Raw genomic sequence first — 24231 nt, 5'->3', positions numbered from 1 at the left:
GCTCCAGTTAAAACAACTTTGTAAAAATGAATTCACTTGGTTGCTTATCTGGATAAAGTTTTGTGTGCTTTATCCTGACAAGCGCCCACACGAATTATCTGATCAATTTGTTAAAGAGCGGCTTGTGACGCTGCGTTAGCGCTGTCTCAAGCGAGGCGCATATTTTACTGCGCACCGTGTCGTTGTCAACCGTTTATTTGCAAGTTTTTCAAAAGTTTTTGAAGCTTGCCGGTGAAAACGACGGTTTAAATAATCCGTTAATTTATCAAGTAAATCAACAACTTATTTAAACCCATCTCAGCGATCAATCTGTGCTGCGTTGCAGCGTCGCTGTGATGTGGGGGCGCATTCTACAGACCTCAGAATTACCGTCAACACCCTTTTTAAAAAAAACGTCAAAAAAGGTAAATAATTTACAAAGCGGTTAAAAAACCACCGCCATCGATTAATAAATAGCCAATCCTGAACGACAGACACAAAAAAGGCGCCTGCCGGCGCCTTTTTAATTGGGTAGAGTCGCTTAGCGACAGCCGAATTAACGGCCGAGCTTTTGGCGAATCTGCTGCAAGGTACGCAGCTGAGCTGCTGCTTCTGCAAGCTGGGAAGCTGCTTTCGAGTATTCAAACTCGGAAGTTTTATCAGCCATCGCCTGCTCAGCGTGCTTCTGTGCTTCCATTGCTGCAGCTTCATCCAGGTCGCCTGCGTGCAGAGCGGTGTCTGCCAGTACAGTGACCTTGTGAGGCTGAACTTCAAGGAAGCCGCCAGAGATATAGAAAATATCCTGCTCGCCGCCCTGCTTACGCAGCTCGACAGGGCCTGGTTTCAGTTCCGACAGGAGCGGAGCGTGACCCGGGTAGATACCCAGGTCACCCAGGCTACCTGTTACGGATACGAATTCGATCAGGCCGGAGAATACTTCTTCTTCAGCACTTACGATATCGCAATGAACAGTCATAGCCATGTTATTTACCTCTTAAAGGTGTTTCCGCCGGGACCTGATTACAGGCTCTTAGCTTTCTCGATCGCTTCGTCGATACCGCCAACCATGTAGAAAGCCTGCTCCGGCATGGAGTCGTACTCACCTGCCAGGATAGCTTTAAAGCTAGAGATGGTTTCTTTCAGCGGTACGTACTTACCTGGAGAACCAGTGAAGACTTCTGCTACGAAGAACGGCTGAGACAGGAAGCGCTGGATCTTACGTGCGCGGCCTACTACCTGCTTATCTTCTTCAGACAGTTCGTCCATACCCAGGATCGCGATGATGTCTTTCAGCTCTTTGTAGCGCTGCAGTACACCCTGAACCTGCCGAGCAACTTCGTAGTGCTCCTGACCGATTACCAGTGGATCCAGCTGACGAGAGGTGGAGTCCAGTGGGTCTACCGCAGGGTAGATACCCAGCTCGGCGATCTGACGAGACAGTACTACAGTCGCATCCAAGTGGGAGAAGGTTGTAGCTGGGGATGGGTCAGTCAAGTCATCCGCAGGTACGTATACCGCCTGGATAGAGGTGATGGAACCAGTCTTGGTAGAAGTGATTCGTTCCTGCAGAACACCCATCTCTTCCGCCAGCGTTGGCTGGTAACCTACCGCAGAAGGCATACGACCCAGCAGTGCAGATACCTCAGTACCCGCCAGGGTGTAACGGTAGATGTTGTCTACGAACAACAGTACGTCACGGCCTTCGTCACGGAATTTCTCAGCCATAGTCAGGCCAGTCAGCGCTACACGCAGACGGTTACCTGGAGGCTCGTTCATCTGACCGTATACCAGAGATACTTTGTCCAGTACGTTGGACTCTTTCATCTCGTAGTAGAAGTCGTTACCTTCACGAGTACGCTCACCTACACCCGCGAATACGGAGTAACCGGAGTGCTCGATCGCGATGTTACGGATCAGTTCCATCATGTTTACGGTTTTACCTACACCGGCACCACCGAACAGACCAACTTTACCACCCTTCGCGAACGGGCATACCAGGTCGATTACCTTGATGCCGGTTTCCAGCAGTTCGTTAGAAGCTGCCTGTTCGTCGTAGGAAGGTGCTTTACGGTGAATAGGCATGCGCTCTTCTTCACCGATCTCACCACACTCATCGATTGGGTTACCCAGTACATCCATGATACGACCCAGGGTCGCAGTACCTACAGGTACGGATACTGGAGCACCAGTGTTTTCTACGTCCCAACCACGGCTCACACCTTCGGTCTGACCCATTGCGATTGCACGTACGACACCATCACCCAGCTGCTGCTGAACTTCCAGTGTCAGGCCGGTTTTACCGACGGTCAATGCGTCGTAAACCTTCGGTACATTGTCACGTGGGAATTCCACGTCTACTACTGCACCGATAATCTGAACAATAGTTCCGCTACTCATGTTCGGATCCTCTTAACTTTTAAACCTGTTGACTGCTTATACAGCAGCAGCACCACCAACGATCTCAGATATTTCCTGAGTGATCGCAGCCTGACGCGCTTTGTTGTAGACCATCTGAAGTTCATCGATCAGATTGCCTGCGTTGTCAGTTGCGTTCTTCATCGCCAGCATACGGGCTGCCTGTTCACAGGCGTTATTCTCAACCACCGCCTGGTACACCAGAGACTCGATATAACGAAGAAGCAGACCATTCAGAAGGTCTTTTGCTTCTGGCTCGTAGATGTAGTCCCAGTGATGGTTAAGACGTTCATCGTCGTCTTCTGCCTTCAGTGGAAGCACCTGTTCGACGTTCGGCTTCTGCGTCATTGTGTTCACGAATTCGTTAGACACAATGTACAGCTTGTCCAGCTTGCCTTCATCGTAACTATCCAGCATCACTTTTACGGCACCAATCAGATCACCAACCTCTGGCTGGTCACCCAGATGGGTTTTTGCCGCAACAACGTTGCCACCATAGTTTTTGAAGAATGCAACCGCTTTGGAACCCAGTGCACAGACATCGATTTCGATGTTCTGGTCGTGGGCTTCCTTCATGCTGGAAACAGCTGCTTTAAAAGCGTTTACGTTCAAACCACCACACAGGCCGCGATCGGTCGATACCACAATAAAACCAACGCGTTTAGTCTCACGCTCCTGCATGTACAAGTGTGTGTACTCAGGGTTGGACTTGGCCAGGTGCTGAATTACGCCACGGATGCTCCGAGCGTATGGGCGGGACGACTGCATGCGATCCTGGGCCTTACGCATTTTAGATGCAGCAACCATTTCCATGGCGCTGGTGATCTTACGCGTACTACCGATGCTCGCAATTTGCGTCTTAATTTCTTTTCCGACTGCCATAGTTCCGCCTTCTTAACCTTGACTTAGTGTACGGTCTGCACCGCAATGCAGCGCAGACCACTTACTCTTAGCGAGTAATTACCAAGTCTGGGTAGACTTGAACTTCTCGATACCAGCCTTGAACTGAGCTGCGATCTCGTCGTTGTAGCCGCCAGTTTCGTTGATCTTAGCCATCAGATCAGCGTATTCGCCGTTGAAGTAAGAGATCAGCGCAGCTTCGAAATCCATGATCTTGTTCAGTGCGATATCGTTCAGGTAACCTTCGTTGGCAGCGTACAGGCTCAGACCCATGTCAGCCACGGACATTGGAGAGTACTGTTTCTGCTTCATCAGCTCGGTTACAGCCTGACCGTGCTCCAGCTGAGCACGAGTAGCATCGTCAAGGTCAGAAGCGAACTGTGCGAATGCCGCCAGTTCACGGTACTGAGCCAGAGCCAGACGAACACCACCACCCAGTTTCTTGATGATCTTAGTCTGAGCTGCACCACCTACACGGGATACAGACAGACCTGCGTTGATCGCAGGACGAACACCAGAGTTGAACAGGTCAGTTTCCAGGAAGATCTGACCGTCGGTGATGGAGATAACGTTGGTTGGTACGAACGCGGATACGTCACCACCCTGAGTTTCGATTACTGGCAGTGCAGTCAGGGAACCAGTCTGGCCCTTAACTTCGCCGTCAGTGAACTTCTCAACGTAGTCAGCGTTAACACGCGCAGCACGCTCCAGCAGACGGGAGTGCAAGTAGAATACGTCACCAGGGTATGCTTCACGGCCCGGTGGACGACGCAACAGCAGGGAGATCTGACGGTATGCCCATGCCTGTTTAGTCAGGTCATCGTATACGATCAGTGCATCTTCTCCGCGGTCACGGAAGTATTCACCCATGGAACAACCAGCGTATGGAGCCAGGAACTGCATCGCAGCTGGATCAGCAGCGCCTGCAGCAACTACGATGGTGTGATCCATCGCGCCGTGCTCTTCCAGCTTACGTACTACGTTAGCGATAGTGGACTGTTTCTGACCCACAGCTACGTAGATACACTTAACGCCAGTACCTTTCTGGTTGATGATCGCGTCGATAGCGATCGCAGATTTACCAATCTGACGGTCACCGATGATCAGCTCACGCTGGCCACGACCGATTGGCACCATGGAGTCGATAGACTTCAGACCGGTCTGTACCGGCTGGTCTACGGACTGACGCTCGATTACACCAGGTGCAACCTTTTCTACAGCGTCAAACAGTTTGGTTTCTACCGGGCCTTTACCGTCGATAGGGTTACCCAGGGCGTCTACTACACGACCCAGCAGTTCCGTACCAACAGGTACTTCCAGGATTCGGCCAGTACAACGCGCGGTCATACCTTCAACCAGGTCCTGGTAGTCACCCAGAACTACAGCACCTACGGAGTCGCGCTCAAGGTTAAGCGCCATGCCGTAAACGCCGCCAGGGAATTCGATCATTTCCCCGTACATAACGTCAGCGAGACCGTGAATCAGAATGATACCGTCGGATACGCTGACGATAGTGCCCTCATTACGGGCTTCAGAAGACACATCCAGCTTCTCGATGCGCTTCTTCAGAATCTCGCTGATCTCAGATGGATTCAGTTGCTGCATGTTTATTCCTCACACTCAGGAATTCATAGCTTCGGCCAGTTTCGCGATACGTGCGCGAACGGAGCCATCGATAACCAGGTCGTCTGCGCGGATCACTACACCACCCAGGATAGATTTGTCTACCTGTGCAGTCAGAGATACTTCGCGACCCAGCTTCGTGCCTAGTGCCTGAGCTAGTTTCTGTTGCTGCTGCTCATCCAGGTCAAATGCAGTTGTCACGTCGATAGCGACGGATTTCTGCTGATTTGCCTTCAGCTGCTCGAATTGTGCACTGATCTCAGGCAACAGTAGCAAACGCTGATTTTCAGCCAGCAAAGAAACAAAGTTCTTGCTGCCTTCGTCGATGTTCTCTTCAAGAACAGAGATCAACGCGTCAGCTTTTTGCGTACTTGTCAGTCCTGGGTTGCCGATTACCTGTTTCATAGTCTCGTCCTGAGCAACCGCGCTAGCGGTTGCCAGAACTTCTGACCACTGATCCAGGGAACCCTGCTCCAGTGCATACTCAAAAGCAGCTTTCGTGTATGGGCGAGCGACTGTATTGAGTTCAGCCATCATAAACCTCGCTTAAAGCTCAGCTGCCAGTTTCTCAACGAGCTGTGCGTGAGCCTGCTCATCAATAGAGGCTTCCAGAATCTTCTCAGCGCCAGCTACAGCCAGTACCGCTACCTGAGCACGCAGTGCTTCTTTAGCGCGGTTAGCTTCCTGCTCGATTTCAGCCTGAGCAGATGCTTTCACACGCTCAGCTTCTTCACGAGCCTGCTCTTTCGCTTCGTCGATAATCTGGTTTGCCCGCTTATTGGCTTGTTCAATGATGGCGGCTGCTTCTTCTTTGCTCTGACGCATGTCTGCAGCGGCTTTTTCTTTCGCCAGCTGCAAGTCACGTTCAGCGCGGTCAGCAGCGTCCAGGCCTTCAGCAATTTTCTTTTTACGTTCTGCCAGTGCAGCCGTGATTGGCGGCCACACAAACTTCATGCAGAAGATAACGAAAATTGCGAATGCGATGGCCTGACCAATGATGGTTAAATTGATATTCACGCCATTACCTCTCGCGGTGTTTAGCTAATTAAAAGTAGGTGTTGTCCCAAAGGACCTTCGTTAACTACTTAAACTAGTCTTAAACAGCGAACAGCAGGTACATGCCCAGACCAACACCGATCATAGGTACAGCATCAACCAGACCCATTACGATGAAGAACTGAGAACGCAGCAGTGGAACCAGTTCTGGCTGACGAGCAGCACCTTCCAGGAATTTACCGCCCAGCATACCGATACCAACAGCAGCGCCGATTGCAGACAGACCCATCATCAGAGCAGCAGCCAGATACACCAAAGATTGTTCCATCAGATTTCTCCAATTTTAAGTTTTGAAAGTTTAAAGAGTAGTTGTAAATTTTTTCTATTCAGTTGCTACGCATTAGTGGTGATCATGCGCCATGGCCATGTAAACAATAGTCAGGACCATGAAGATGAACGCCTGCAGCGTAATAACCAGAATGTGGAAGATCGCCCAAGGTACAGACAGAATCCACTGGATCCAGAATGGCATCAGTGCGATCAGGATAAAGATCATCTCACCTGCGTACATGTTACCGAACAGTCGCAGCGCCAGAGATACAGGCTTCGCGAACAGGCCAACCAGTTCCAGGAACAGGTTGAACGGCAGCATCCACTTACCCAGAGGCTGCAGAGACAGCTCAGCCAGGAAACCACCAACGCCTTTTTCTTTAACGCTGTAGTAGATGATCAGACCAAATACAGACAATGCCATACCCAGGGTCGCGTTCACGTCAGTGGTTGGTACCACTTTCATGTAGGAGATGCCCATTTCAGATGCAACGAATGGGATCCAGTCGACCGGCACAAGGTCCATGGCGTTCATGAGGAAGATCCAGACAAAAATGGTCAGCGACAGTGGCGCGATCAGATCATTTTTGTGGTGGAAGATGCTTTTCACGTTGTCATCGATGAACTCGATGATGCTTTCTACGAAGTTCTGCGCGTTGCCTGGTACGCCTTCAGTTACGCTTTTCGCAACTTTCTGGAACATCCATACAAACATCAGACCCAGAGCGATAGACCAGAACATAGTGTCTACGTTGATCGCCCAAAAGCCCATTTCTGCAGCTTCATTGCCGTGTGCAAAGGTCCAGGTACCACCGTCGCCAACCACTGTGCCATCGTAACGGGTAGTGCCAGCAGGCAGCTTACCAAACGTCAGGTTGGTCAAGTGGTGGGAGATGTACTCTGAGGATGTGAGAGTTCCGCTTTCGCTAGCCATTCTCAGTGTCTCTCTGTCAAAGTTTCAGGAACCGGTTATTCAAATTCATCTGTGCGATCCAGCCGGAGATGTGCATCAGGATGAAAGTGACAAATAGGGAAAATGGGCTCACAGGTTCAACCAGAATAAACACAGCGGCAAACCCAACTATGCTGATTCCCATTTTCCATATTTCACTTGCATACAACTCGACCAACGCGGTGTTTGGCGATTGGTCCGGCTTGCTTTTCAGTGCCCGGTTGGCGAAATAGAGGTTTGGGACCAGATACAGCGCAGCCCCCAGCAGTGCGGAGTATGCAGTTACGATATCAATCAGCAGCAGACCGCCTGATATGAATACCGCAATTGCTGCCTGAATCAGGAAGATTCGGAAAATCTTTTTGCGAGTGACTTGGCTATGGATTCCTTGCTTTTGGCCCCGTTTGCCCATGTTGTGCCACTGCAACCCTGAATCGTTAACGCTGTTTGATGCCCTATTTCGGAGCAGAGCTCTCGAAAAGCTTGCAGATTATATGAACTATGGGAGGCCGAAACAACAGGCATCGTAAGTATTTGCACTAATGTATGATCCACCCCGACTGAAGGGGGATGGAGGGGGATAGGGCCAAACCATACATATGGTGAACTGGCCCAGTCTAAAACACTATCTATTGTAGATTTTGCAGGATTGCTTCGAGTGATTCTTTCGAATCATAGGCGATGGTAATTTTGCCTTTTCCCTTCGCATTAGCAGAGATGCTTACCTTGGTGGAAAGCTTGCGGGAAAGATCGCTGGCCCAGTTCTCAAGTTGAGCGTCAGGTTCCGGCTTTTTGACCTCTTCTTTTTGCTCATCAGACTGCAGCTTACGCACCAGCTCTTCCGTCTGGCGCACCGACAACCCCTTGCCGGATACTTCCCGTGCCGCAGCAACCTGCGCCTCTTCATCCAGCGGCAACAGCGCACGGGCATGGCCCATTTCCAGATCGCCATATTCCAGCATCTTGCGCACCTCACCGGTGAGGTTCATCAGGCGCAACAGGTTGGTCACGGTCGAGCGGGATTTACCTACGGCATCAGCCACTTCCTGCTGGGTCAGCTCGAACTCCTGCTGCAAACGCTGCAGCGCGATCGCTTCTTCCATCGGATTCAGGTTTTCACGCTGGATGTTCTCAATCAGGGCCATGGCGATGGCCGCTTCATCCGGCACATCCTTGATCACCACAGGGATGGTGTTCAGTCCCGCCATCTGGCTGGCGCGCCAGCGGCGTTCACCGGCGATAATCTCGTAGCGCTCGCTATCGATCGGACGCACCACAATCGGCTGCATCACTCCCTGGGCACGGATAGAGTTCGCCAGCTCCTCCAGAGCCTGGGGTTCCAGGTCTCGTCGAGGCTGGTAACGGCCACGCTGAATCAGGTGGACACCCATTTCCGGATAGGCCGGTTTTTCCGGTTTTGCAACGGCATCCACTTCCGGCGCCAGAGCCACCTCTTCTAGCTCACTTACGCTGGACAGCAGTGCATCCAATCCGCGTCCCAAGCCACGCTTCTTCGCCATATTATGCTTCCTGTAACTCGTTGTTCTGCTTCTGTTCCTGCTTGGTACGACGAATCAGCTCGCCAGCCAGGGCCAGGTAGGCCACGGCCCCACGGGAGTTTTTATCGTACAGCAACGCTGGCAGCCCATGACTCGGTGCTTCTGCCAGACGCACGTTACGTGGAATCACCGTACGGTAGACCTTGTCACCAAAGTACTCGATCAGATGATCGGACACGTCCTTGGTCAGGCTCATGCGCGGGTCAAACATGGTGCGCAGAATCCCCTCAATCCGTAGATCCGGATTCAGGCGTTTATTAATCTTGTCGATGGTACCGACCAGTGCGGAGATCCCTTCCAGTGCGTAATATTCACACTGCATCGGGATGATCACCCCACCTGAGGTAGAGAGCGCGTTGACAGTCAGCAGGTTGAGCGACGGCGGATTGTCGATCAGGATAAAGTCATACTGATCTTCGATCGGTTTCAGCGCCATCTTCAGGCGGAATTCACGGCGTGGCAGCTGCAACAACTCCACTTCCGCTGCGGTTAGATCACCATTGGAACCAATGAGGTCGTATCCGGCCGGTGACTTTTCAATCACCGCCTCGGCCGCACTGCAATCACCGGTCAGGAGTTCGTAGACGGAATTTTCCAGACCGTGCTTATCCACGCCACTCCCCATGGTCGCATTACCCTGCGGATCCATATCGATCAGCAATATGCGCTTCTTGGTTGCGGCCAGCGAAGCTGCCAGGTTTACGCAGGTCGTTGTCTTGCCTACGCCACCTTTCTGGTTGGTGACTGTCAGTATTTTGGCCACACTCAGGCTCTCCCCAGGATCAACAGATGTCGTTCTCCGTCCGTGTCCGGCACCTGCAGACGGTGGCTGTCTTTGACCACGATGTCCGTCGGCAATGCTGCCAGTTCTTCATCAGGATACAGGCCTTTCATTGCAAGAAAAACACCGTCGTCGGCACAGAGGTGGCGGGTCCAGTGGATCATGTCTTCCAGGGAGGCAAAGGCCCGTGAGATCACCTGTTTGAACGGCTCAACCTGGTACTTTTCCACACGCTCGTGCACCACGGTGAGGTTATCCAGCTTCAGTTCGATCTTTGCCTGCAGCTGAAAACGGGTTTTCTTACCGTTGCTGTCCAACGTAGTAATCTGCAGGTCAGGACGACAGATCGCCAACGGGATTCCCGGCAGGCCGGGTCCACTGCCCACATCGATCAGCGCTTCGTCGCGGATGTGTGGCAACACACTCAAGCTGTCGAGCAGGTGACGGCTGACCATCTCCTGCGGATCACGCACGGCGGTGAGGTTGTAGGCTTTGTTCCACTTGATCAGCATCTGCAGGTAAGCCATCAGGGTATCAATCTGCTCTGCCTCCAGAGCCAGATTCATCCGTTCGAGGCCACGCTCAAGGGTGTTTCGTAACTGCAGATCCATTAACTTGCTGCCTTATCCTGTTTCTTGGTGAGTTGCTGTTTTTTCAGGTACACCAGCAGTAACGAAATCGCTGCCGGGGTGATGCCCTGGATACGGGACGCCTGGGCGATGGTTTCCGGACGTACCTCTTTCAATTTCATGGTCAGTTCGTTGGAGAGACCACCAACCTGATCGTAATCGAAGTCAGCCGGCAGCTTAGTGTTCTCCTGACGGCGCATCTGTTCGATCTCATCACGCTGACGGTCGATGTAACCGGCATACTTGAACTGGATCTCTACCTGGTCGGCTACCTGCGGATCGCTTACTGCCTCCCCTTTCAGGTTGGCTACATCGGCGTACACCAGTTCCGGACGCTTGATCAGGTCCGCCAGGTTGTATTCACGCGACAGCGGTGTTTTCAGTTTTTCATTCAGCTCTGTCGCCTGTTCAGACTTCGGCTGCACCCAGGTGTCACGCAGGCGTTGTTTCTCCAGTTCGATCGCTTCGCGTTTCTCGCTGAAGTGAGCCCAGCGTTCATCACCCACCAGACCCAGTTCACGGCCTTTCTCGGTCAGGCGCAGGTCCGCATTGTCTTCACGCAGGATGAGACGGTATTCCGCACGGCTGGTAAACATACGGTACGGTTCAGAAGTCCCCAGTGTGATCAGGTCATCCACCAGTACACCGATGTACGCCTCATCACGGCGTGGTGACCACTGCTCTTTCTCCTGCGCACGCGCCGCGGCGTTGCTGCCGGCTAACAAGCCCTGGGCCGCCGCTTCTTCGTAACCGGTGGTACCGTTGATCTGACCGGCGAAGTAGAGACCGTTGATGTACTTGGTCTCCAGAGTGTGTTTCAGGTCCTGCGGGTTGAAGTAATCGTATTCGATCGCGTAACCCGGACGTGTGATATGCGCATTCTCGAACCCTTTCATGGTGCGGATCGCCGCCAGCTGGATATCAAACGGCAGACTGGTTGATACACCGTTCGGATAGAGTTCGTGGGTGGTCAGTCCTTCCGGCTCAACAAACACCTGGTGACGGTCTTTGTCAGCGAAGCGCATGATCTTGTCTTCTATCGACGGACAGTAACGTGGACCCACACCGCCGATTACGCCGGTATACAGAGGAGAACGATCCAGGCCTGAGCGCAGGATGTCGTGGGTCTGCTCATTGGTGTAGGTGATGTAACAGCTGATCTGCTGCGGGTGATCACTCTGCGATCCCATGTAGGACATGATCGGCGTTGGTGTATCACCCGGCTGTTCCTGCATCACTGAGAAATCAACACTGCGTGCATCGATACGCGGTGGTGTACCGGTCTTAAGACGATCAACGCGCAGCGGCAATTCACGCAGACGGGCTGCCAGAGCAATGGATGGCGGATCACCGGCACGGCCAGCCGAGTGATTTTCCATACCCACGTGGATGATACCACCCAGGAAGGTACCGGCAGTCAGCACCACGGAGTGAGCATGGAAGCGGATACCGGTGTTGGTCACCACACCTTTAACGGTGTCACCTTCAACAATCAGGTCATCAGCGGATTGCTGAAACAACTGCAGATTAGGCTGGTTCTCCAGAATCTCACGGATGGCCGCTTTGTAGAGGATACGGTCGGCCTGTGCTCGAGTTGCACGTACTGCTGGGCCTTTTCGGGAGTTGAGGACACGAAACTGAATACCACCGAGATCGGTAGCACGCGCCATGGCACCGTCCAGTGCATCAACCTCCTTCACCAGATGGCTTTTACCGATACCACCAATGGCCGGATTGCAGGACATCTGACCCAAGGTTTCGATGTTATGGGTCAGCAACAGGGTCTGTGCTCCCATACGGGCAGCAGCCAGTGCAGCTTCGGTACCTGCGTGACCACCACCAATAACAATGACATCAAAGCGACTTGGATAGTCCACTTGCCAACACCTCGTAAGAACATACTAATCAGGAGAACCGGGATTGGTTCTGGAAAAGGGGACTGATTATACCCTTCTCTGTCCAACGAGAAAATGATCAAAATTTAGCCAGGTCTCTTCCTGTCTTCCTATATATAGAAAAATATAAAGAAGAATATATATGTATTGTTTTTGTTTGTTATATATAGGGAGCCCCTTTTCTGTGATTAACCCTGTCTAATCCTTATAAAACATTAAGTTAGGGAAGCTCTAACTGTGTTTATAAGCTGCCGTAAAGATCTTCGTATCCTGATGGGTAAGTTGTGAATGAAATGCCGCTTTATGCACACCGCAAATAACCCACAAAATTCTCCACGGAACAGTCCCAAGTCGTTATACACGTTTTCCACATAGAGATGTGAGTAAGCACAACTCAGGTAAAGCCTGTCGGTTATCTGTGTACAACCCGGGGATTATTTGGCTTGCTCTACTTATCGGTGAACTTTCTGTGGGTTGTATAAGTTATACCGTGTTAAAAGCTGAGCTTAATAACACCCATATGTTATGTAGATAAGCGATAAAATGTGTTCACTAACAACTAGTTACACGAAAAATAACGTGTTGATGTCCGGTGTGGAAATATCAGTTACTCACACTAACTCACAGCCTTATAAACAGGGTTGTACCAGCAGTGGAACACAGCGCAGCGGCGAAGTTATCCAAACGGAATAGATTTCTGATGATTGTGTGTCTGAATCTGCCTGTTAGTAACTAAAAGCTGCCTGAATGGCCTTCTTGAGCCTGCGATGTTTATAAGCTTGTGGGGATTGAAGTGGGATTGCCTGGTGGGATGAGAATGTTATTTAGAAGGGATCTGCGTACCAGCGTCGATACGGAAACAGCGATATTTAGGCTTATCTATAACATTTACGAATGGTATGGATCGATTTTGTGGTGATTTGTTATTGCGAATGCGTAGGTCTGTTACCGGTATCGGATCAGAGCTGTCTGGAAAGGTACTGGTGGGACAGTTTGTGAGGGGCTGAGGTTATACGGTTGGAGAGTGGGGCCTGGATCGACCCCTGAAAGCGGTATATCAGATATTCAGACGGAGATGCCCTGCTGCTGCAACCACTGCTTCAGCTGAGGTAATGGCATGGCGCCGCTCATACGCGCCACCTCTTTGCCCTGCTTAAACAGAATCAACGTTGGAATGGAGCGGATCTGCCACTGGGCTGCGATCCCCTGCTCTGCTTCGGTGTTAAGCTTGGCCAGGCGGATATTGGGCTCGAAGTTCTGAGCTGCCTGTTCAAAGATCGGTGCAAACTGCTGACAGGGGCCACACCAGGTTGCCCAGCAGTCGACCAGCACCGGGATGTCGTTGCGGTTCAATACACTACTTACGTTGCTAGCTGTCAGCTCCTGAGCTTTACCGGTGAAGATCGGTTGTTTGCACTTGCCACATTTTGGACCGTCACCCAGGCGTTCTGCAGGTACATGGTTGGTTACAGCACAGTGTGGGCAGCTTAGATTAAGTGCCATGGTAGTTCCCTCTTACTTACCAATACAGAACGAGCTGAAGATACGGCCCAGCAGGTCGTCAGAGCTGAACTCACCGGTAATCTCGTTTAGCGACTGCTGCGCCTGGCGCAGGTCTTCTGCCAGCAGCTCACCTGCGCCGTTCATTACCAGCTGGTCATAACCGGTTTGTAGCAGGTCGTGGGCAATCTGCAGCGCTTCCAGATGGCGACGACGGGCCAGGAAGCCACCTTCGGTGGTAGCGCTGAAACCCATGCAGGATTTCAGGTGTTCGCGCAGCTCGTCAACGCCTTGGTTGGCTTTGGCCGAGAGCGCAATCAGCGTGTGGCCGTGGGCTTCACGCTGGCCGATCGCTTCGCCGCTCAGGTCAGCTTTGTTACGGATTACGGTGATCTTGTCGGCGTCCGGTAGCTGGTGCACGAACTCCGGCCAGATCTGTTCCGGGTCGTCGGTGTCCGTGGTGGTACTGTCCACCATCAACAGCACGCGGTCGGCAGTGCGAATCTCTTCCCAGGCGCGGTCGATACCGATTCGTTCCACTTCGTCCGGTGCATCACGCAGACCGGCGGTATCGATGATATGCAGGGGCATACCGTCGATGTGAATATGCTCACGCAACACGTCGCGGGTGGTACCGGCAATATCGGTGACAATGGCGCGATCCTGACCGGCCAGTGCGTTGAGCAGGCTGGATTTACCGGCATTTGGACGACCGGCGATTACCACGTTCATACCCTCACGCAGCAAGCTACCCTGGCGGGCTTCGGACTGCACGGCGCCAACCTTGCTCAGGATCTCTTCCAGGTCAGACTGCACTTTGCCGTCGGCCAGGAAGTCGATCTCCTCTTCCGGGAAATCGATGGCGGCTTCCACGTAGATACGCAGCTGGATCAGCGATTCCACCAGATCATGGATACGGTTGGAGAATTCACCCTGCAACGAGCGCAATGCACAACGGGCGGCCTGCTCGGATGAGCTGTCGATCAGGTCGGCAATCGCTTCGGCCTGGGCCAGGTCCAGCTTGTCGTTAAGGAAGGCACGTTCGGAGAATTCACCCGGGCGGGCCAGACGGCATCCCAGTTCCAGTACGCGGCGCAGGATGAAGTCCATGATGATCGGACCGCCATGGCCCTGCAGTTCCAGCACATCTTCACCGGTGAAGGAGTTTGGCCCTGGGAAATAGAGTGCGATGCCCTGATCGATCTGATTGCCCTCGCCGTCCAGGAATGGGCCGTAGTGGGCATAACGGGGCTGGGGTTCGATCCCCAATACCGCTTTTGCCACCTCAAGGGCCTGTTTGCCGGATACACGGATAATGCCGACGCCGCCCCGTCCTGGCGGGGTGGCCTGGGCTGCAATTGTGTCTTGATCAATCAGAGTCATTGTTTCGTACCATCAAAAAGCAAAAAGGCCCTTGCGGGCCTTTTTATCTGGAAGCGGGTTTACTTGGCTTTCGCCGGTTCGCCGCTGCCCTCGATCTGTTTGTTGATCACGTACTGCTGTGCGATCGACAGGATGTTGTTCACTACCCAGTACAGAGTCAGACCGGCCGGGAACCACAGGAAGAAGAAGGTGAAGAGGATTGGCAGCATCTTCATTACCTTCGCCTGCATTGGGTCCGGAGGTGTCGGGTTCAGCATCTGCTGAATGAACATACTTGCACCCATGATGATCGGCAGGATGAAGTATGGGTCTTTAACCGACAGGTCAGTCAGGTAGAGGAACTCAGCGTGACGCAGTTCCACAGATTCCATCAGTACCCAGTACAGTGCGATGAAGATTGGCATCTGTGCCACGATTGGCAGACAGCCACCCAGTGGGTTGATCTTCTCTTTCTGGTACAGCTTCATCATCTCCTGAGACATCTTCTGGCGGTCATCGCCATACAGCTCTTTCATACGCTGCATCTCAGGACCAAACTTACGCATCTTCGCCATGGACTTGAACGCTTTAGCGTTCAGGTGGAACAGCGCAGCTTTCACCAGTACGGTAATACCGATGATCGCCAGACCCCAGTTACCTACCAGGCCGTAGATCCACTTCAGAATCCAGTACAGTGGAGATGCGATCCACCAAAGCCAGCCGTAGTCGACGGTCAGCTTCAGGTTTTCGTTCGCTGCTTCCATCTGATCCTGGTCTTTAGGACCGGCATAGAAGGTTGCGTTTACAGTCTGGGTTTCACCCGGTGCAACAACGAAGTCAGGGGAGATGAAGCCCATGATGTAGTTGCCGTTCAGCTTACGGGATTGGTAGCTGTACTCTGCGCCGGCTTCAGGAATCCACGCACTTACGAAGTAGTGCTGAACGAATGCAACGTAACCGTCTGGAGTGGTCGCCTTGAACGGGCTCTCATCCATGTCGTCGAAGTCGATCTTCTGGTAGTTGTCTTCGGCAGTGGAGAAAACGGCACCCAGGTAGGACTGCATACCCATGTCGGTGCTGGAAGTCGGGTCTTCGCTACGGTCACGCTTGATCTGACCAAACAGGTTCGCTTTCCAGTTCTGCTCCGACTTGTTGTCCACGATGTAGGACAGGCCAACGTTGTAAGAGCCTTTGCTGAACGTGTAGCGCTTGGTGATCAGTACACCGTTCTTGTCGGTGAACGTCAGATCAACGTTCAGGGAGTCCTGGTCACCCAGTTCGTACTGTGCAGCATTAACTTTATAGGTCGGACGACCGTCTTTGCTTGCATCCGGACCGTTGCTGCCAACCAGACCGCTCTGAGAAACGTAGGTGCGGTTGCTGGTCTGCTCCATCAGGACGAACGGCTGCTCTGCACCCAGAGTCGCTTTGTGCACTGGCAGTGCAACCTGAATGATGTCGCCACCTTTGGTGTCGATGATTACATCCAGAACGTCAGTCTTAACGGTGATCAGCTGTGCTTTAGTAGCGGTGGTACCGGTTGGTGGTACATCTGCGCTGGCGGTATCGTCAGCTGCCTGAGGCAGGTCTGTTTCACCATTAGAGGAGCTGTAAGCGGAAACCGAAGTCACTGCTTGCTCACCTGTAGGTACAGGCTGGCCGTAGTCTTCGTTCCACTGCAGTACCAGCATGTAAGAGATCAGTGCCATTGCGGCGATCAGTATGATTCGCTGTACATCCATGGGTTAACCGTTTTCTTTGTTTGAACGCTGTTTAGCTTTTTTTCTTAGCCGCGACCAACACTTGGAGCTTAATTTGTGCAGATCTTCGGATTCCAGGTCGCCGAGTCCACGTCGTGCAAGCACAACAATGTCAACCGCGGGCAGTTTATGCTGGTTGAGGCGAAAAGACTCGCGAATGATACGCCGAACACGGTTACGTTGCACCGCTAAGCGCACATTTTTTTTGGAAATGACAAACCCGATACGAGGATGATCGAGTCCGTTGGGGCGGGCCAGAATAAGGAGGTGTTGGTCTGGTACTTTCAGTTCAGCCTTATTAAAGACTCGCTGAAAGCCCCCGCCAGTAAGAATCCTTAGCTCGCGGGGATATCCGAATGTGGTCATTCAAATAACCAGACCTTCTCAAGAAGCCATTACTTGGACAGACGCTTACGGCCTTTAGCACGGCGACGGTTGATCAGCTGACGGCCTGCTTTAGTAGCCATGCGAGCACGGAAGCCGTGAGTACGTTTGCGTTTCAGTACGCTAGGTTGGAAAGTTCTTTTCATCGGTGTAGTCCTACTAACACTCGTTAATTTTGGGTGCCTGAGTATCAGCACGGTAAAAAATTAGACCGCGGATTCTACGGAAACTGTAAGACACCTTCAACCGTAAAATGCCCGATTTGGATAAAAAATCAGCAAAAAATGCGCTGTTTGGATAAGTTTAGTGGTTTCTGTAATTTTTGTTGATAACTCGGTTAGCTTAAATAATTACAACAATTTAGCCTGTTGTTAAGGTTGGGGGCATCAAGTTGAAAGCTTGTTGCTTAATTACTTAGAAATTCTTTCAGGTGCTGATGCTGTGCGGGTTGGCAGGAAACAGGCTTTCTCTAAAGAATTTGCAGAAATATTGGAATGCTTTGTGGATAAGTGGCCGGCTTGAGGATAAAATCCTAGGCCTTGGATAAATCGAACCACAGTATTGTTCGATGCCGGATGTTGATAACCGGTTGCTTTATAAGTGGAGAGGACAACTCATATATGTCGACGGAATTATGGGAGCGCTGTTTGCAGAGCCTGCAGGAAGAGTTTCCGGCTCAGCAATACAACACCTGGATTCGGCCTCTAAAGGCATCGCCTGACTCTCCCGATCAGTTGGTACTGATTGCCCCTAACCGCTTTGTTAAAGACTGGGTCAGCGACAAGTTCCTGGCGCGTATCCGTCAGGTGGTTTGTGACGTGACCGGCGATATCAGCGCCTCGGTTACGCTGGACGTGGGTGGTATAGCCGCAGGTGGTCGTATGGCCCGTCAACGTCCGGTGATGCCTGCTCGTCCGCGCCCTGCTCCGATTCAGCCTGCCGCCGCCCCGGCACCCGCACCTGCTCCAGCACCAGTGGCTGCACCGGCACCCGTGGTTGAAGAAGCGGTTGTTGCGGCACCTAAACCGGCTCAGCCTACTATGTTCAGTCAGCATTCGATGGACGGTAACGACTTTGCGACCCAGGCTTCGATGCCTGCTGCATCCGTGCCGGAAACCAGCGAATCCCTGTTCCAGGTGCCTCAGCCAGAACTGCCGCTAGGCCACGAAGCGACCCTGAGCACCCACAGTATGGTAACCCAGGCACCGGTTGCCGAACGTATGGTTGATGTGGAAGGTGGTATCCGGCACCAGTCCAACCTGAACGATTCCTTCACTTTTGAGTCCTTTGTACAGGGTAAGTCGAACCAACTGGCGCTGGCCGCAGCCCGTCAGGTGGCGGATAACCCGGGCAGCTCCTACAACCCACTCTTTATATACGGTGGTGTAGGTCTCGGTAAAACCCACCTTATGCATGCGGTGGGTAACGAGATGCGTAAGTACAACCCGAACGCCAAGATTGTGTACCTGCACTCTGAGCGTTTTGTGGCGGACATGGTGAAGGCGCTGCAGCTGAACGCGATCAACGACTTTAAGCGCCACTACCGTTCGGTGGATGCGCTGCTGATCGATGACATTCAGTTCTTTGCCGGTAAGGAGCGCTCCCAAGAGGAGTTCTTCCATACCTTTAATGCCCTGTTGGAAGGCGGTCAGCAGATGATTCTGACCAGTGACCGTTATCCAAAAGAGATCAAAGGTGTTGAAGAACGTCTGAAATCCCGCTTTGGCTGGGGTCTGACCGTTGCGATCGAACCACCTGAGCTGGAAACCCGTGTAGCGATCCTGATGCGTAAGGCGGTCGAGGCGAAAGTGGCCCTGCCGGACGACGCGGCCTTCTTCCTGGCGCAGAAAATCCGCTCCAATGTACGAGAGTTGGAAGGTGCCCTTAAGCGTGTGATTGCCAACGCACATTTCACTGGCAACGCGATCACAATTCCTTTTATTAAAGAATCGCTTAAAGACCTGCTGGCTTTGCAGGATAAACAGGTTAGTATTGATAATATTCAGCGTGTGGTGGCTGACTACTACAAGATCAAAGTTGCAGATCTGTTGTCAAAACGTCGCAGCCGCTCCGTTGCCCGTCCGCGCCAGGTGGCTATGAGCCTGGCGAAAGAGCTCACCAATCACAGTTTACCGGAGATTGGCGATGCCTTTGGCGGACGAGATCACACCACCGTGCTCCACGGATGTCGTAAGATTAAGGAGCTGAGGGAAAGTGATACGGACATCAGAGAAGATTATAAGAATTTACTGCGTCATCTCACGGCGTAGTGGTACCGTTCGATATTAAGGTGGAAAACCGATGAGATTTGTTATTTCGCGTGAAGCGTTAATCAAACCTTTGCAGTTGGTGGCGGGTGTTGTTGAACGTCGTCAGACGCTGCCGGTACTCTCCAACATTTTGTTGGTCGCCGAGGGAGATCAGTTGTCACTGACCGGTACAGACCTTGAGGTCGAGCTGGTTGGTCGCGTTACACTGGATGAACCTGCTGAGGCAGGCTCCATTACAGTACCTGCACGTAAGCTGATGGACATCTGTAAATCCCTGCCGGATGAGGCTCGTATCGAGCTGGCACTGTCCGGTCAGAAGATGATCATCAAAGCGGGTCGTAGCCGCTTTTCCCTGTCTACCCTGCCGGCGGCAGAGTTCCCGAATGTGGAAGACGGTCCGGAAACCCTGGATCTCTCCATTACCCAGAATCAGCTGCGTAAGCTGATCGACAAAACCGGCTTCTCCATGGCCCAGCAGGACGTTCGTTACTACCTGAACGGTATGCTGCTGGAGATTGCCAACGGTCAGCTGCGTTCCGTATCAACCGACGGTCACCGTCTGGCGACCTGCGTGTCCGATGTGGAAGTCGACAGCTCCGTACAGCACCAGATCATCGTGCCGCGTAAGGGTATCCTTGAGCTGGCGCGCCTGCTGCAACAGGGTGAAGAAACCCTGCGTCTGGTTGTGGGGGCAACCCACATCCGAGCGCACGTAGGCGACTTCATCTTCACCTCTAAGCTGGTGGACGGTAAGTTCCCGGATTACCAGCGTGTAATTCCGCGTAACGGCGACAAGGTGATGCTGGGCGATCGTCAGGAACTGCGTCAGGTATTCAGCCGTATCGCAATCCTGTCCAATGAAAAATACCGCGGTGTACGCCTCTCCCTGAGTGACGGATACCTGCAGGTAATGGCTAACAACCCGGAGCAGGAAGAAGCGGAAGAAACCGTTGCAGTGGATTACCAAGGCGACGCGCTGGAGATCGGCTTCAACGTTAACTACCTGCTGGATGTACTGTCCATCATCAGCTCCGATGTGGTGCGTTTCACTGTATCCGATCCAAACAGCAGTGCGCTGGTGCAGAGCTTCGACGACGACGGTAGTGTTTACGTTGTTATGCCAATGCGTATGTAATAGCACTTCAACCGGTTCGGCTGTACTGCCGGGCCGGTTCCCCTCCCTGATTCCCCAATGACCATAGCCACCCTGAATATACGTTCCGTACGTAATCTTTCGTCTGTCAGCATCGATCCGTCGACCCGTATCAATATCTTTTCCGGCCCAAACGGCAGCGGTAAAACTAGTGTTCTGGAAGCGATCCACCTGTTGGGCTTGGCGCGCTCGTTCCGCACCAGCAAGGTACGCCACCTGATCACTGCCGGTGAGGGCACCGCAACGGTGCAGGGAAAGGTGGACTCACTGGCGCAGGGTATGCTGCAAACATTGGGTGTAGAACGTAATCTGGAGGGGCAAACCCGGGTACGGTTTGCCGGTGGTGATATCGATCTGGCCTCCCTCGCGGAGCTGGTTCCGCTGCAGGTGATCGACTCCGCCACGTTTGACTTGCTGGATGGTTCTCCGTCGATTCGGCGCCAGTATATCGACTGGGGTGTATTCCACGCAGATAAGGCATTTATTCAGCTCTGGCGCGGCTTCAGACGGGTACTTAAACAGCGCAATACACTGCTGAAATGTGGTAAGATCGGACATCAGATGCGCGCTGCGTGGGACCATGAATTTGTTGGCTTTGCCGAGCAGATTACCCGCCTCAGACAGGAGTATCTGCAGCTGCTGACACCCGAGTTTGAACAGATTGTCAGCAAGCTGTTGCCGGGCCAGAAAATCAGCCTAGGCTTCTCTCCTGGTTGGGATCTGAAAAAGCCGCTGGATGAACTGCTGGCCGCCAATTTCGAGCGTGACTTGCGCCAGGGTTTTACCAGCGCTGGACCACAACGTGCCGACCTGCGGGTTAAAGTTGATGGTCATACTGCCGCGGAGCGTTTATCCCGCGGACAGAAAAAACTGGCTGTCAGTGCCTTAAAACTGGCACAGGGTGCCCTTTTCTACCGGATGACCGGTCGCCCCTGTATCTACCTGATTGATGACTTGCCATCGGAACTCGATGCCACCCACTGCCAGCTGTTCTGTCAGTTTGTGGAGCAGATGGCCAGTCAGTGTTTTATTACCTGTGTCGACGCAACTGCGCTGGCCCACCAGTGGCAGCCCGATACAGAAGTGCTGCATTACAGTATTAAAGACGGAAACGTAACGCCCCTGTAAATGCGTTAGGAGAGTTGAATGAGCGATGATAACCAGAATTATGATTCTTCCAGCATTAAGGTCCTGAAAGGGCTTGATGCGGTAAGAAAGCGCCCTGGCATGTATATCGGTGACACCGATGATGGCACTGGTTTGCATCACATGGTGTTTGAGATTGTAGATAACTCCATCGATGAGGCGCTGGCTGGTCATTGTAGCGAGATCAACGTAATCATCCATCAGGACGACAGTGTATCTGTATCCGATAACGGTCGTGGTATCCCAACCGATATCCACCCGGAAGAAGGTGTATCTGCGGCTGAAGTTATCATGACCGTACTGCACGCCGGTGGTAAGTTCGACGATAACTCCTACAAGGTGTCCGGTGGTCTGCACGGTGTGGGTGTCTCCGTAGTAAACGCCCTCTCCACCGAGCTGCGTCTGACAGTACGTCGTAACGGCCAGGTGCACGAGCAGGTGTATCATCACGGTGTACCTGAAAAGCCGCTGACCGTTGTGGGTGAAACCGATCAGAGTGGTACCCAGGTGCGTTTCTACCCGTCTGACGAAACGTTCAGCAACATCACGTTCCAGTACGACATCCTGGCTAAGCGCCTGCGTGAACTCTCCTTCCTGAACTCCGGTGTACGCATCGTACTGAAGGATGAGCGCAGTGGCCGTGAAGATGTCTTCGAATACGAAGGCGGTCTGAGTGCCTTTGTTGAGTTCCTCAACAGCACGAAGACAACTGTAAACGGCATGTTCCACTTCACCGCGATGCACGAAAACGGCGTTGGCGTTGAAGTGGCAATGCAGTGGAACGACAGCTTCCAGGAAAGTATCCACACCTTTACCAACAACATTCCGCAGCGTGACGGTGGTACCCACCTGTCCGGTTTCCGTACTGCTCTGACCCGCTGTCTGAATAACTACATCGAGTCTGAAAACCTGAACAAAGGCAGCAAGGTTGCGACGACCGGTGATGACTGCCGTGAAGGCCTGACCGCGATTATCTCCGTGAAAGTGCCGGATCCTAAGTTCTCCTCCCAGACCAAGGACAAGCTGGTCTCCTCTGAGGTTAAAACCGCCGTTGAGCAGATGATGGGTGAAAACCTGTCTGATTTCCTGCAGGAAAACCCACAGGAAGCGAAAGCGGTTGTTTCCAAGATGATCGATGCGGCGCGTGCCCGTGAAGCGGCGCGTAAAGCGCGTGAGATGACCCGTCGTAAAGGTGCGCTGGATATCGCCGGCCTGCCAGGTAAACTGGCGGACTGTCAGGAAAAAGACCCAGCCCTTTCCGAATTGTACCTGGTGGAGGGTGACTCTGCGGGTGGTTCTGCCAAGCAGGGCCGTGCGCGTAAGACCCAAGCGATCCTACCGCTGAAAGGTAAGATCCTGAACGTTGAGAAAGCACGCTTCGACAAGATGCTGACCTCAGCCGAGGTAGGCACGCTGATCACCGCATTGGGTTGTGGTATCGGCCGCGAAGAGTACAACCCGGATAAACTGCGTTACCACAGCATCATCATCATGACCGATGCGGACGTCGACGGTTCTCACATCCGTACCCTGCTGCTGACTTTCTTCTTCCGTCAGATGCCGGAGCTGATCGAGCGTGGCCACGTCTACATTGCACAGCCACCGCTGTACAAGATCAAAAAAGGTAAGCAGGAACAGTACCTGAAAGACGACGAAGCACTGGATAACTACCTGCTTCAGGGTGCTCTGGATAACACGACTCTGCACGTTAACCAGGATGCACCGGGCATCGGTGGCTCTCAGCTGGAAACCGTGGTTCAGGACTATCGTGCCGTGATGCGTACCCTTGCGCGCCTTGGTCGTCTTTACCCTCAGGCTGCGATGAAAGCGATGCTGGCACTGCCTGCATTGTCTGCGGATCAGCTGACCGATCAGGGTGTAGTCTCCGAGTGGTGTGATCAGCTGGACGACCAGCTGGCCGAAATCAGCGATAACGCGATTCAGTACCGTTGTGGTATCGAAGACGACAAAGAACATAGCCGCTTCGTACCGAAGGTCGTTGTAACCCAGCACGGTGTTGAGCACGACTACGTATTGGGCGGTGACTTCTTCAAGTCCCGTGAATACAACCAGATTACCACCATGGGCGAAACACTGGGCACCCTGCTGGAGCCAGGTGCTTACCTGAAGCGTGGCGAGCGTGTAAAAGAGATCACCGACTTCGAAGAAGGCCTGAACTGGCTGCTGGATCTGTCCCGTCGTGGTCACTCCATCCAGCGCTATAAGGGTCTGGGTGAGATGAACCCGGAGCAGCTGTGGGAAACCACCATGGATCCGGATGCACGTCGCATGCTGCAGGTGACCGTCGATGACGCAATCGCGGCCGACCAGCTCTTCACCACCCTGATGGGTGACGACGTAGAACCACGTCGTAACTTCATCGAATCTAACGCACTGCGCGTGGCGAACCTGGACGTATAATCCGGGAAATGCCTTCCAATAAAAAAGCAGCCTACGGGCCACTGCTGTCCCATAGTTTTTGATCATAAAGGGATCCTCAGTTGAGGATCCCTTTTTTGCTTATCTGGTGGCTCTGGATTTAATAGCTCAACCAGTGGTTTTCGCTCAAATAAACTCACCTGAAGTACCCGCATGAT

The 24231-nt window shown here is 52.7% G+C and carries 22 protein-coding genes; 4 read left to right on the top strand and 18 right to left on the bottom strand.

The window, feature by feature from the left end; genetic code table 11:
- Window positions 1–535: 535 nt before the first annotated feature.
- From ACEQ15_RS01770 to rpmH, 18 genes are all read right to left on the bottom strand, one after another.
- Window positions 536–961, bottom strand: a complete 426-nt coding sequence (locus ACEQ15_RS01770; RefSeq protein WP_282351887.1) for a F0F1 ATP synthase subunit epsilon — start codon at window positions 959–961, stop codon at window positions 536–538.
- Window positions 962–999: 38 nt separating this feature from the next.
- Window positions 1000–2376 carry a F0F1 ATP synthase subunit beta gene (gene atpD, locus ACEQ15_RS01765; protein WP_370277307.1) on the bottom strand — a complete coding sequence of 459 codons (1377 nt, stop codon included), beginning with the start codon at window positions 2374–2376 and terminating at the stop codon, window positions 1000–1002.
- A gap of 36 nt (window positions 2377–2412) precedes the next feature.
- Window positions 2413–3276: a F0F1 ATP synthase subunit gamma gene (gene atpG, locus ACEQ15_RS01760; RefSeq protein ID WP_370277305.1), complete on the bottom strand. Its 864-nt coding sequence runs from the start codon at window positions 3274–3276 to the stop codon at window positions 2413–2415.
- A gap of 78 nt (window positions 3277–3354) precedes the next feature.
- Window positions 3355–4899 carry a F0F1 ATP synthase subunit alpha gene (atpA, locus tag ACEQ15_RS01755; RefSeq protein ID WP_370277304.1) on the bottom strand — a complete coding sequence of 515 codons (1545 nt, stop codon included), beginning with the start codon at window positions 4897–4899 and terminating at the stop codon, window positions 3355–3357.
- Between the two features lie 15 nt (window positions 4900–4914).
- Window positions 4915–5451 (bottom strand): F0F1 ATP synthase subunit delta, encoded by a 537-nt coding sequence (locus ACEQ15_RS01750; protein ID WP_370277303.1) that lies wholly within the window; start codon window positions 5449–5451, stop codon window positions 4915–4917.
- Between the two features lie 12 nt (window positions 5452–5463).
- Window positions 5464–5934 (bottom strand): F0F1 ATP synthase subunit B, encoded by a 471-nt coding sequence (locus ACEQ15_RS01745; RefSeq protein ID WP_370277302.1) that lies wholly within the window; start codon window positions 5932–5934, stop codon window positions 5464–5466.
- A 79-nt stretch (window positions 5935–6013) separates the two neighbouring features.
- On the bottom strand, window positions 6014–6241 hold the full coding sequence (gene atpE / locus ACEQ15_RS01740; protein ID WP_282351896.1) for a F0F1 ATP synthase subunit C: 228 nt from the start codon (window positions 6239–6241) through the stop codon (window positions 6014–6016).
- A 72-nt stretch (window positions 6242–6313) separates the two neighbouring features.
- Window positions 6314–7177 carry a F0F1 ATP synthase subunit A gene (gene atpB, locus ACEQ15_RS01735; RefSeq protein WP_370277301.1) on the bottom strand — a complete coding sequence of 288 codons (864 nt, stop codon included), beginning with the start codon at window positions 7175–7177 and terminating at the stop codon, window positions 6314–6316.
- A 16-nt stretch (window positions 7178–7193) separates the two neighbouring features.
- Window positions 7194–7607 (bottom strand): ATP synthase subunit I, encoded by a 414-nt coding sequence (locus tag ACEQ15_RS01730; protein ID WP_370277299.1) that lies wholly within the window; start codon window positions 7605–7607, stop codon window positions 7194–7196.
- A 217-nt stretch (window positions 7608–7824) separates the two neighbouring features.
- Window positions 7825–8715 carry a ParB/RepB/Spo0J family partition protein gene (locus ACEQ15_RS01725; RefSeq protein WP_370277295.1) on the bottom strand — a complete coding sequence of 297 codons (891 nt, stop codon included), beginning with the start codon at window positions 8713–8715 and terminating at the stop codon, window positions 7825–7827.
- A gap of 1 nt (window position 8716) precedes the next feature.
- On the bottom strand, window positions 8717–9517 hold the full coding sequence (locus tag ACEQ15_RS01720; RefSeq protein ID WP_370277292.1) for a ParA family protein: 801 nt from the start codon (window positions 9515–9517) through the stop codon (window positions 8717–8719).
- Between the two features lie 2 nt (window positions 9518–9519).
- On the bottom strand, window positions 9520–10146 hold the full coding sequence (gene rsmG, locus ACEQ15_RS01715) for a 16S rRNA (guanine(527)-N(7))-methyltransferase RsmG (protein WP_370277291.1): 627 nt from the start codon (window positions 10144–10146) through the stop codon (window positions 9520–9522).
- Window positions 10146–12041: a tRNA uridine-5-carboxymethylaminomethyl(34) synthesis enzyme MnmG gene (gene mnmG / locus ACEQ15_RS01710; protein ID WP_370277289.1), complete on the bottom strand. Its 1896-nt coding sequence runs from the start codon at window positions 12039–12041 to the stop codon at window positions 10146–10148. Before mnmG ends, rsmG begins: the two co-directional genes overlap by 1 nt.
- A 1083-nt stretch (window positions 12042–13124) precedes the next feature.
- Complete coding sequence (gene trxC / locus ACEQ15_RS01705; RefSeq protein ID WP_370277288.1) at window positions 13125–13562, bottom strand: thioredoxin TrxC; 438 nt, start codon at window positions 13560–13562, stop codon at window positions 13125–13127.
- A gap of 12 nt (window positions 13563–13574) precedes the next feature.
- Window positions 13575–14942, bottom strand: coding sequence for a tRNA uridine-5-carboxymethylaminomethyl(34) synthesis GTPase MnmE (gene mnmE / locus ACEQ15_RS01700; RefSeq protein ID WP_370277287.1), 1368 nt, complete (start codon window positions 14940–14942; stop codon window positions 13575–13577).
- A gap of 59 nt (window positions 14943–15001) precedes the next feature.
- Complete coding sequence (gene yidC / locus ACEQ15_RS01695) at window positions 15002–16663, bottom strand: membrane protein insertase YidC (protein WP_370277286.1); 1662 nt, start codon at window positions 16661–16663, stop codon at window positions 15002–15004.
- A gap of 3 nt (window positions 16664–16666) precedes the next feature.
- Window positions 16667–17047 (bottom strand): ribonuclease P protein component, encoded by a 381-nt coding sequence (rnpA, locus tag ACEQ15_RS01690; protein ID WP_370277284.1) that lies wholly within the window; start codon window positions 17045–17047, stop codon window positions 16667–16669.
- Between the two features lie 29 nt (window positions 17048–17076).
- Window positions 17077–17211, bottom strand: coding sequence for a 50S ribosomal protein L34 (gene rpmH / locus ACEQ15_RS01685; RefSeq protein WP_370277283.1), 135 nt, complete (start codon window positions 17209–17211; stop codon window positions 17077–17079).
- A 474-nt stretch (window positions 17212–17685) separates the two neighbouring features.
- Between rpmH and dnaA the strand changes: the two genes are divergently transcribed.
- The 4 genes from dnaA to gyrB are packed head-to-tail and all read left to right on the top strand — an operon-like array spanning window position 17686 to window position 24055.
- A complete protein-coding gene (dnaA, locus tag ACEQ15_RS01680; protein WP_370277278.1) occupies window positions 17686–19335 on the top strand; it encodes a chromosomal replication initiator protein DnaA in 1650 nt (549 codons plus the stop codon).
- Between the two features lie 31 nt (window positions 19336–19366).
- Entirely contained in the window at window positions 19367–20470 is a 1104-nt protein-coding gene (gene dnaN / locus ACEQ15_RS01675; RefSeq protein WP_370277277.1) for a DNA polymerase III subunit beta, read from the top strand.
- 57 nt (window positions 20471–20527) lie between these two features.
- Window positions 20528–21616, top strand: coding sequence for a DNA replication/repair protein RecF (gene recF / locus ACEQ15_RS01670; protein WP_282351911.1), 1089 nt, complete (start codon window positions 20528–20530; stop codon window positions 21614–21616).
- An 18-nt stretch (window positions 21617–21634) separates the two neighbouring features.
- On the top strand, window positions 21635–24055 hold the full coding sequence (gene gyrB, locus ACEQ15_RS01665; protein ID WP_370277273.1) for a DNA topoisomerase (ATP-hydrolyzing) subunit B: 2421 nt from the start codon (window positions 21635–21637) through the stop codon (window positions 24053–24055).
- The last annotated feature ends 176 nt before the right edge of the window (window positions 24056–24231 follow it).

The organism is Pontibacterium sp. (assembly GCF_964228735.1).
Taxonomy (GTDB): domain Bacteria; phylum Pseudomonadota; class Gammaproteobacteria; order Pseudomonadales; family Balneatricaceae; genus Pontibacterium.
The sequence above is the reverse complement of the archived record's forward strand: the minus strand, read 5'-3'. Positions and strand labels throughout refer to the sequence as shown.

Bases quoted from the DNA above. Each gene is read 5' to 3' on its own strand.
- ACEQ15_RS01770 (WP_282351887.1), bottom strand. From the start codon at position 961: ATGGCTATGACTGTTCATTGCGATATCGTAAGTGCTGAAGAAGAAGTA.
- atpD (WP_370277307.1), bottom strand. From the start codon at position 2,376: ATGAGTAGCGGAACTATTGTTCAGATTATCGGTGCAGTAGTAGACGTG.
- atpG (WP_370277305.1), bottom strand. From the start codon at position 3,276: ATGGCAGTCGGAAAAGAAATTAAGACGCAAATTGCGAGCATCGGTAGT.
- atpA (WP_370277304.1), bottom strand. From the start codon at position 4,899: ATGCAGCAACTGAATCCATCTGAGATCAGCGAGATTCTGAAGAAGCGC.
- ACEQ15_RS01750 (WP_370277303.1), bottom strand. From the start codon at position 5,451: ATGGCTGAACTCAATACAGTCGCTCGCCCATACACGAAAGCTGCTTTT.
- atpE (WP_282351896.1), bottom strand. From the start codon at position 6,241: ATGGAACAATCTTTGGTGTATCTGGCTGCTGCTCTGATGATGGGTCTG.
- atpB (WP_370277301.1), bottom strand. From the start codon at position 7,177: ATGGCTAGCGAAAGCGGAACTCTCACATCCTCAGAGTACATCTCCCAC.
- ACEQ15_RS01730 (WP_370277299.1), bottom strand. From the start codon at position 7,607: ATGGGCAAACGGGGCCAAAAGCAAGGAATCCATAGCCAAGTCACTCGC.
- ACEQ15_RS01725 (WP_370277295.1), bottom strand. From the start codon at position 8,715: ATGGCGAAGAAGCGTGGCTTGGGACGCGGATTGGATGCACTGCTGTCC.
- rsmG (WP_370277291.1), bottom strand. From the start codon at position 10,146: ATGGATCTGCAGTTACGAAACACCCTTGAGCGTGGCCTCGAACGGATG.
- trxC (WP_370277288.1), bottom strand. From the start codon at position 13,562: ATGGCACTTAATCTAAGCTGCCCACACTGTGCTGTAACCAACCATGTA.
- mnmE (WP_370277287.1), bottom strand. From the start codon at position 14,942: ATGACTCTGATTGATCAAGACACAATTGCAGCCCAGGCCACCCCGCCA.
- yidC (WP_370277286.1), bottom strand. From the start codon at position 16,663: ATGGATGTACAGCGAATCATACTGATCGCCGCAATGGCACTGATCTCT.
- rnpA (WP_370277284.1), bottom strand. From the start codon at position 17,047: ATGACCACATTCGGATATCCCCGCGAGCTAAGGATTCTTACTGGCGGG.
- rpmH (WP_370277283.1), bottom strand. From the start codon at position 17,211: ATGAAAAGAACTTTCCAACCTAGCGTACTGAAACGCAAACGTACTCAC.
- dnaA (WP_370277278.1), top strand. From the start codon at position 17,686: ATGTCGACGGAATTATGGGAGCGCTGTTTGCAGAGCCTGCAGGAAGAG.
- dnaN (WP_370277277.1), top strand. From the start codon at position 19,367: ATGAGATTTGTTATTTCGCGTGAAGCGTTAATCAAACCTTTGCAGTTG.
- recF (WP_282351911.1), top strand. From the start codon at position 20,528: ATGACCATAGCCACCCTGAATATACGTTCCGTACGTAATCTTTCGTCT.
- gyrB (WP_370277273.1), top strand. From the start codon at position 21,635: ATGAGCGATGATAACCAGAATTATGATTCTTCCAGCATTAAGGTCCTG.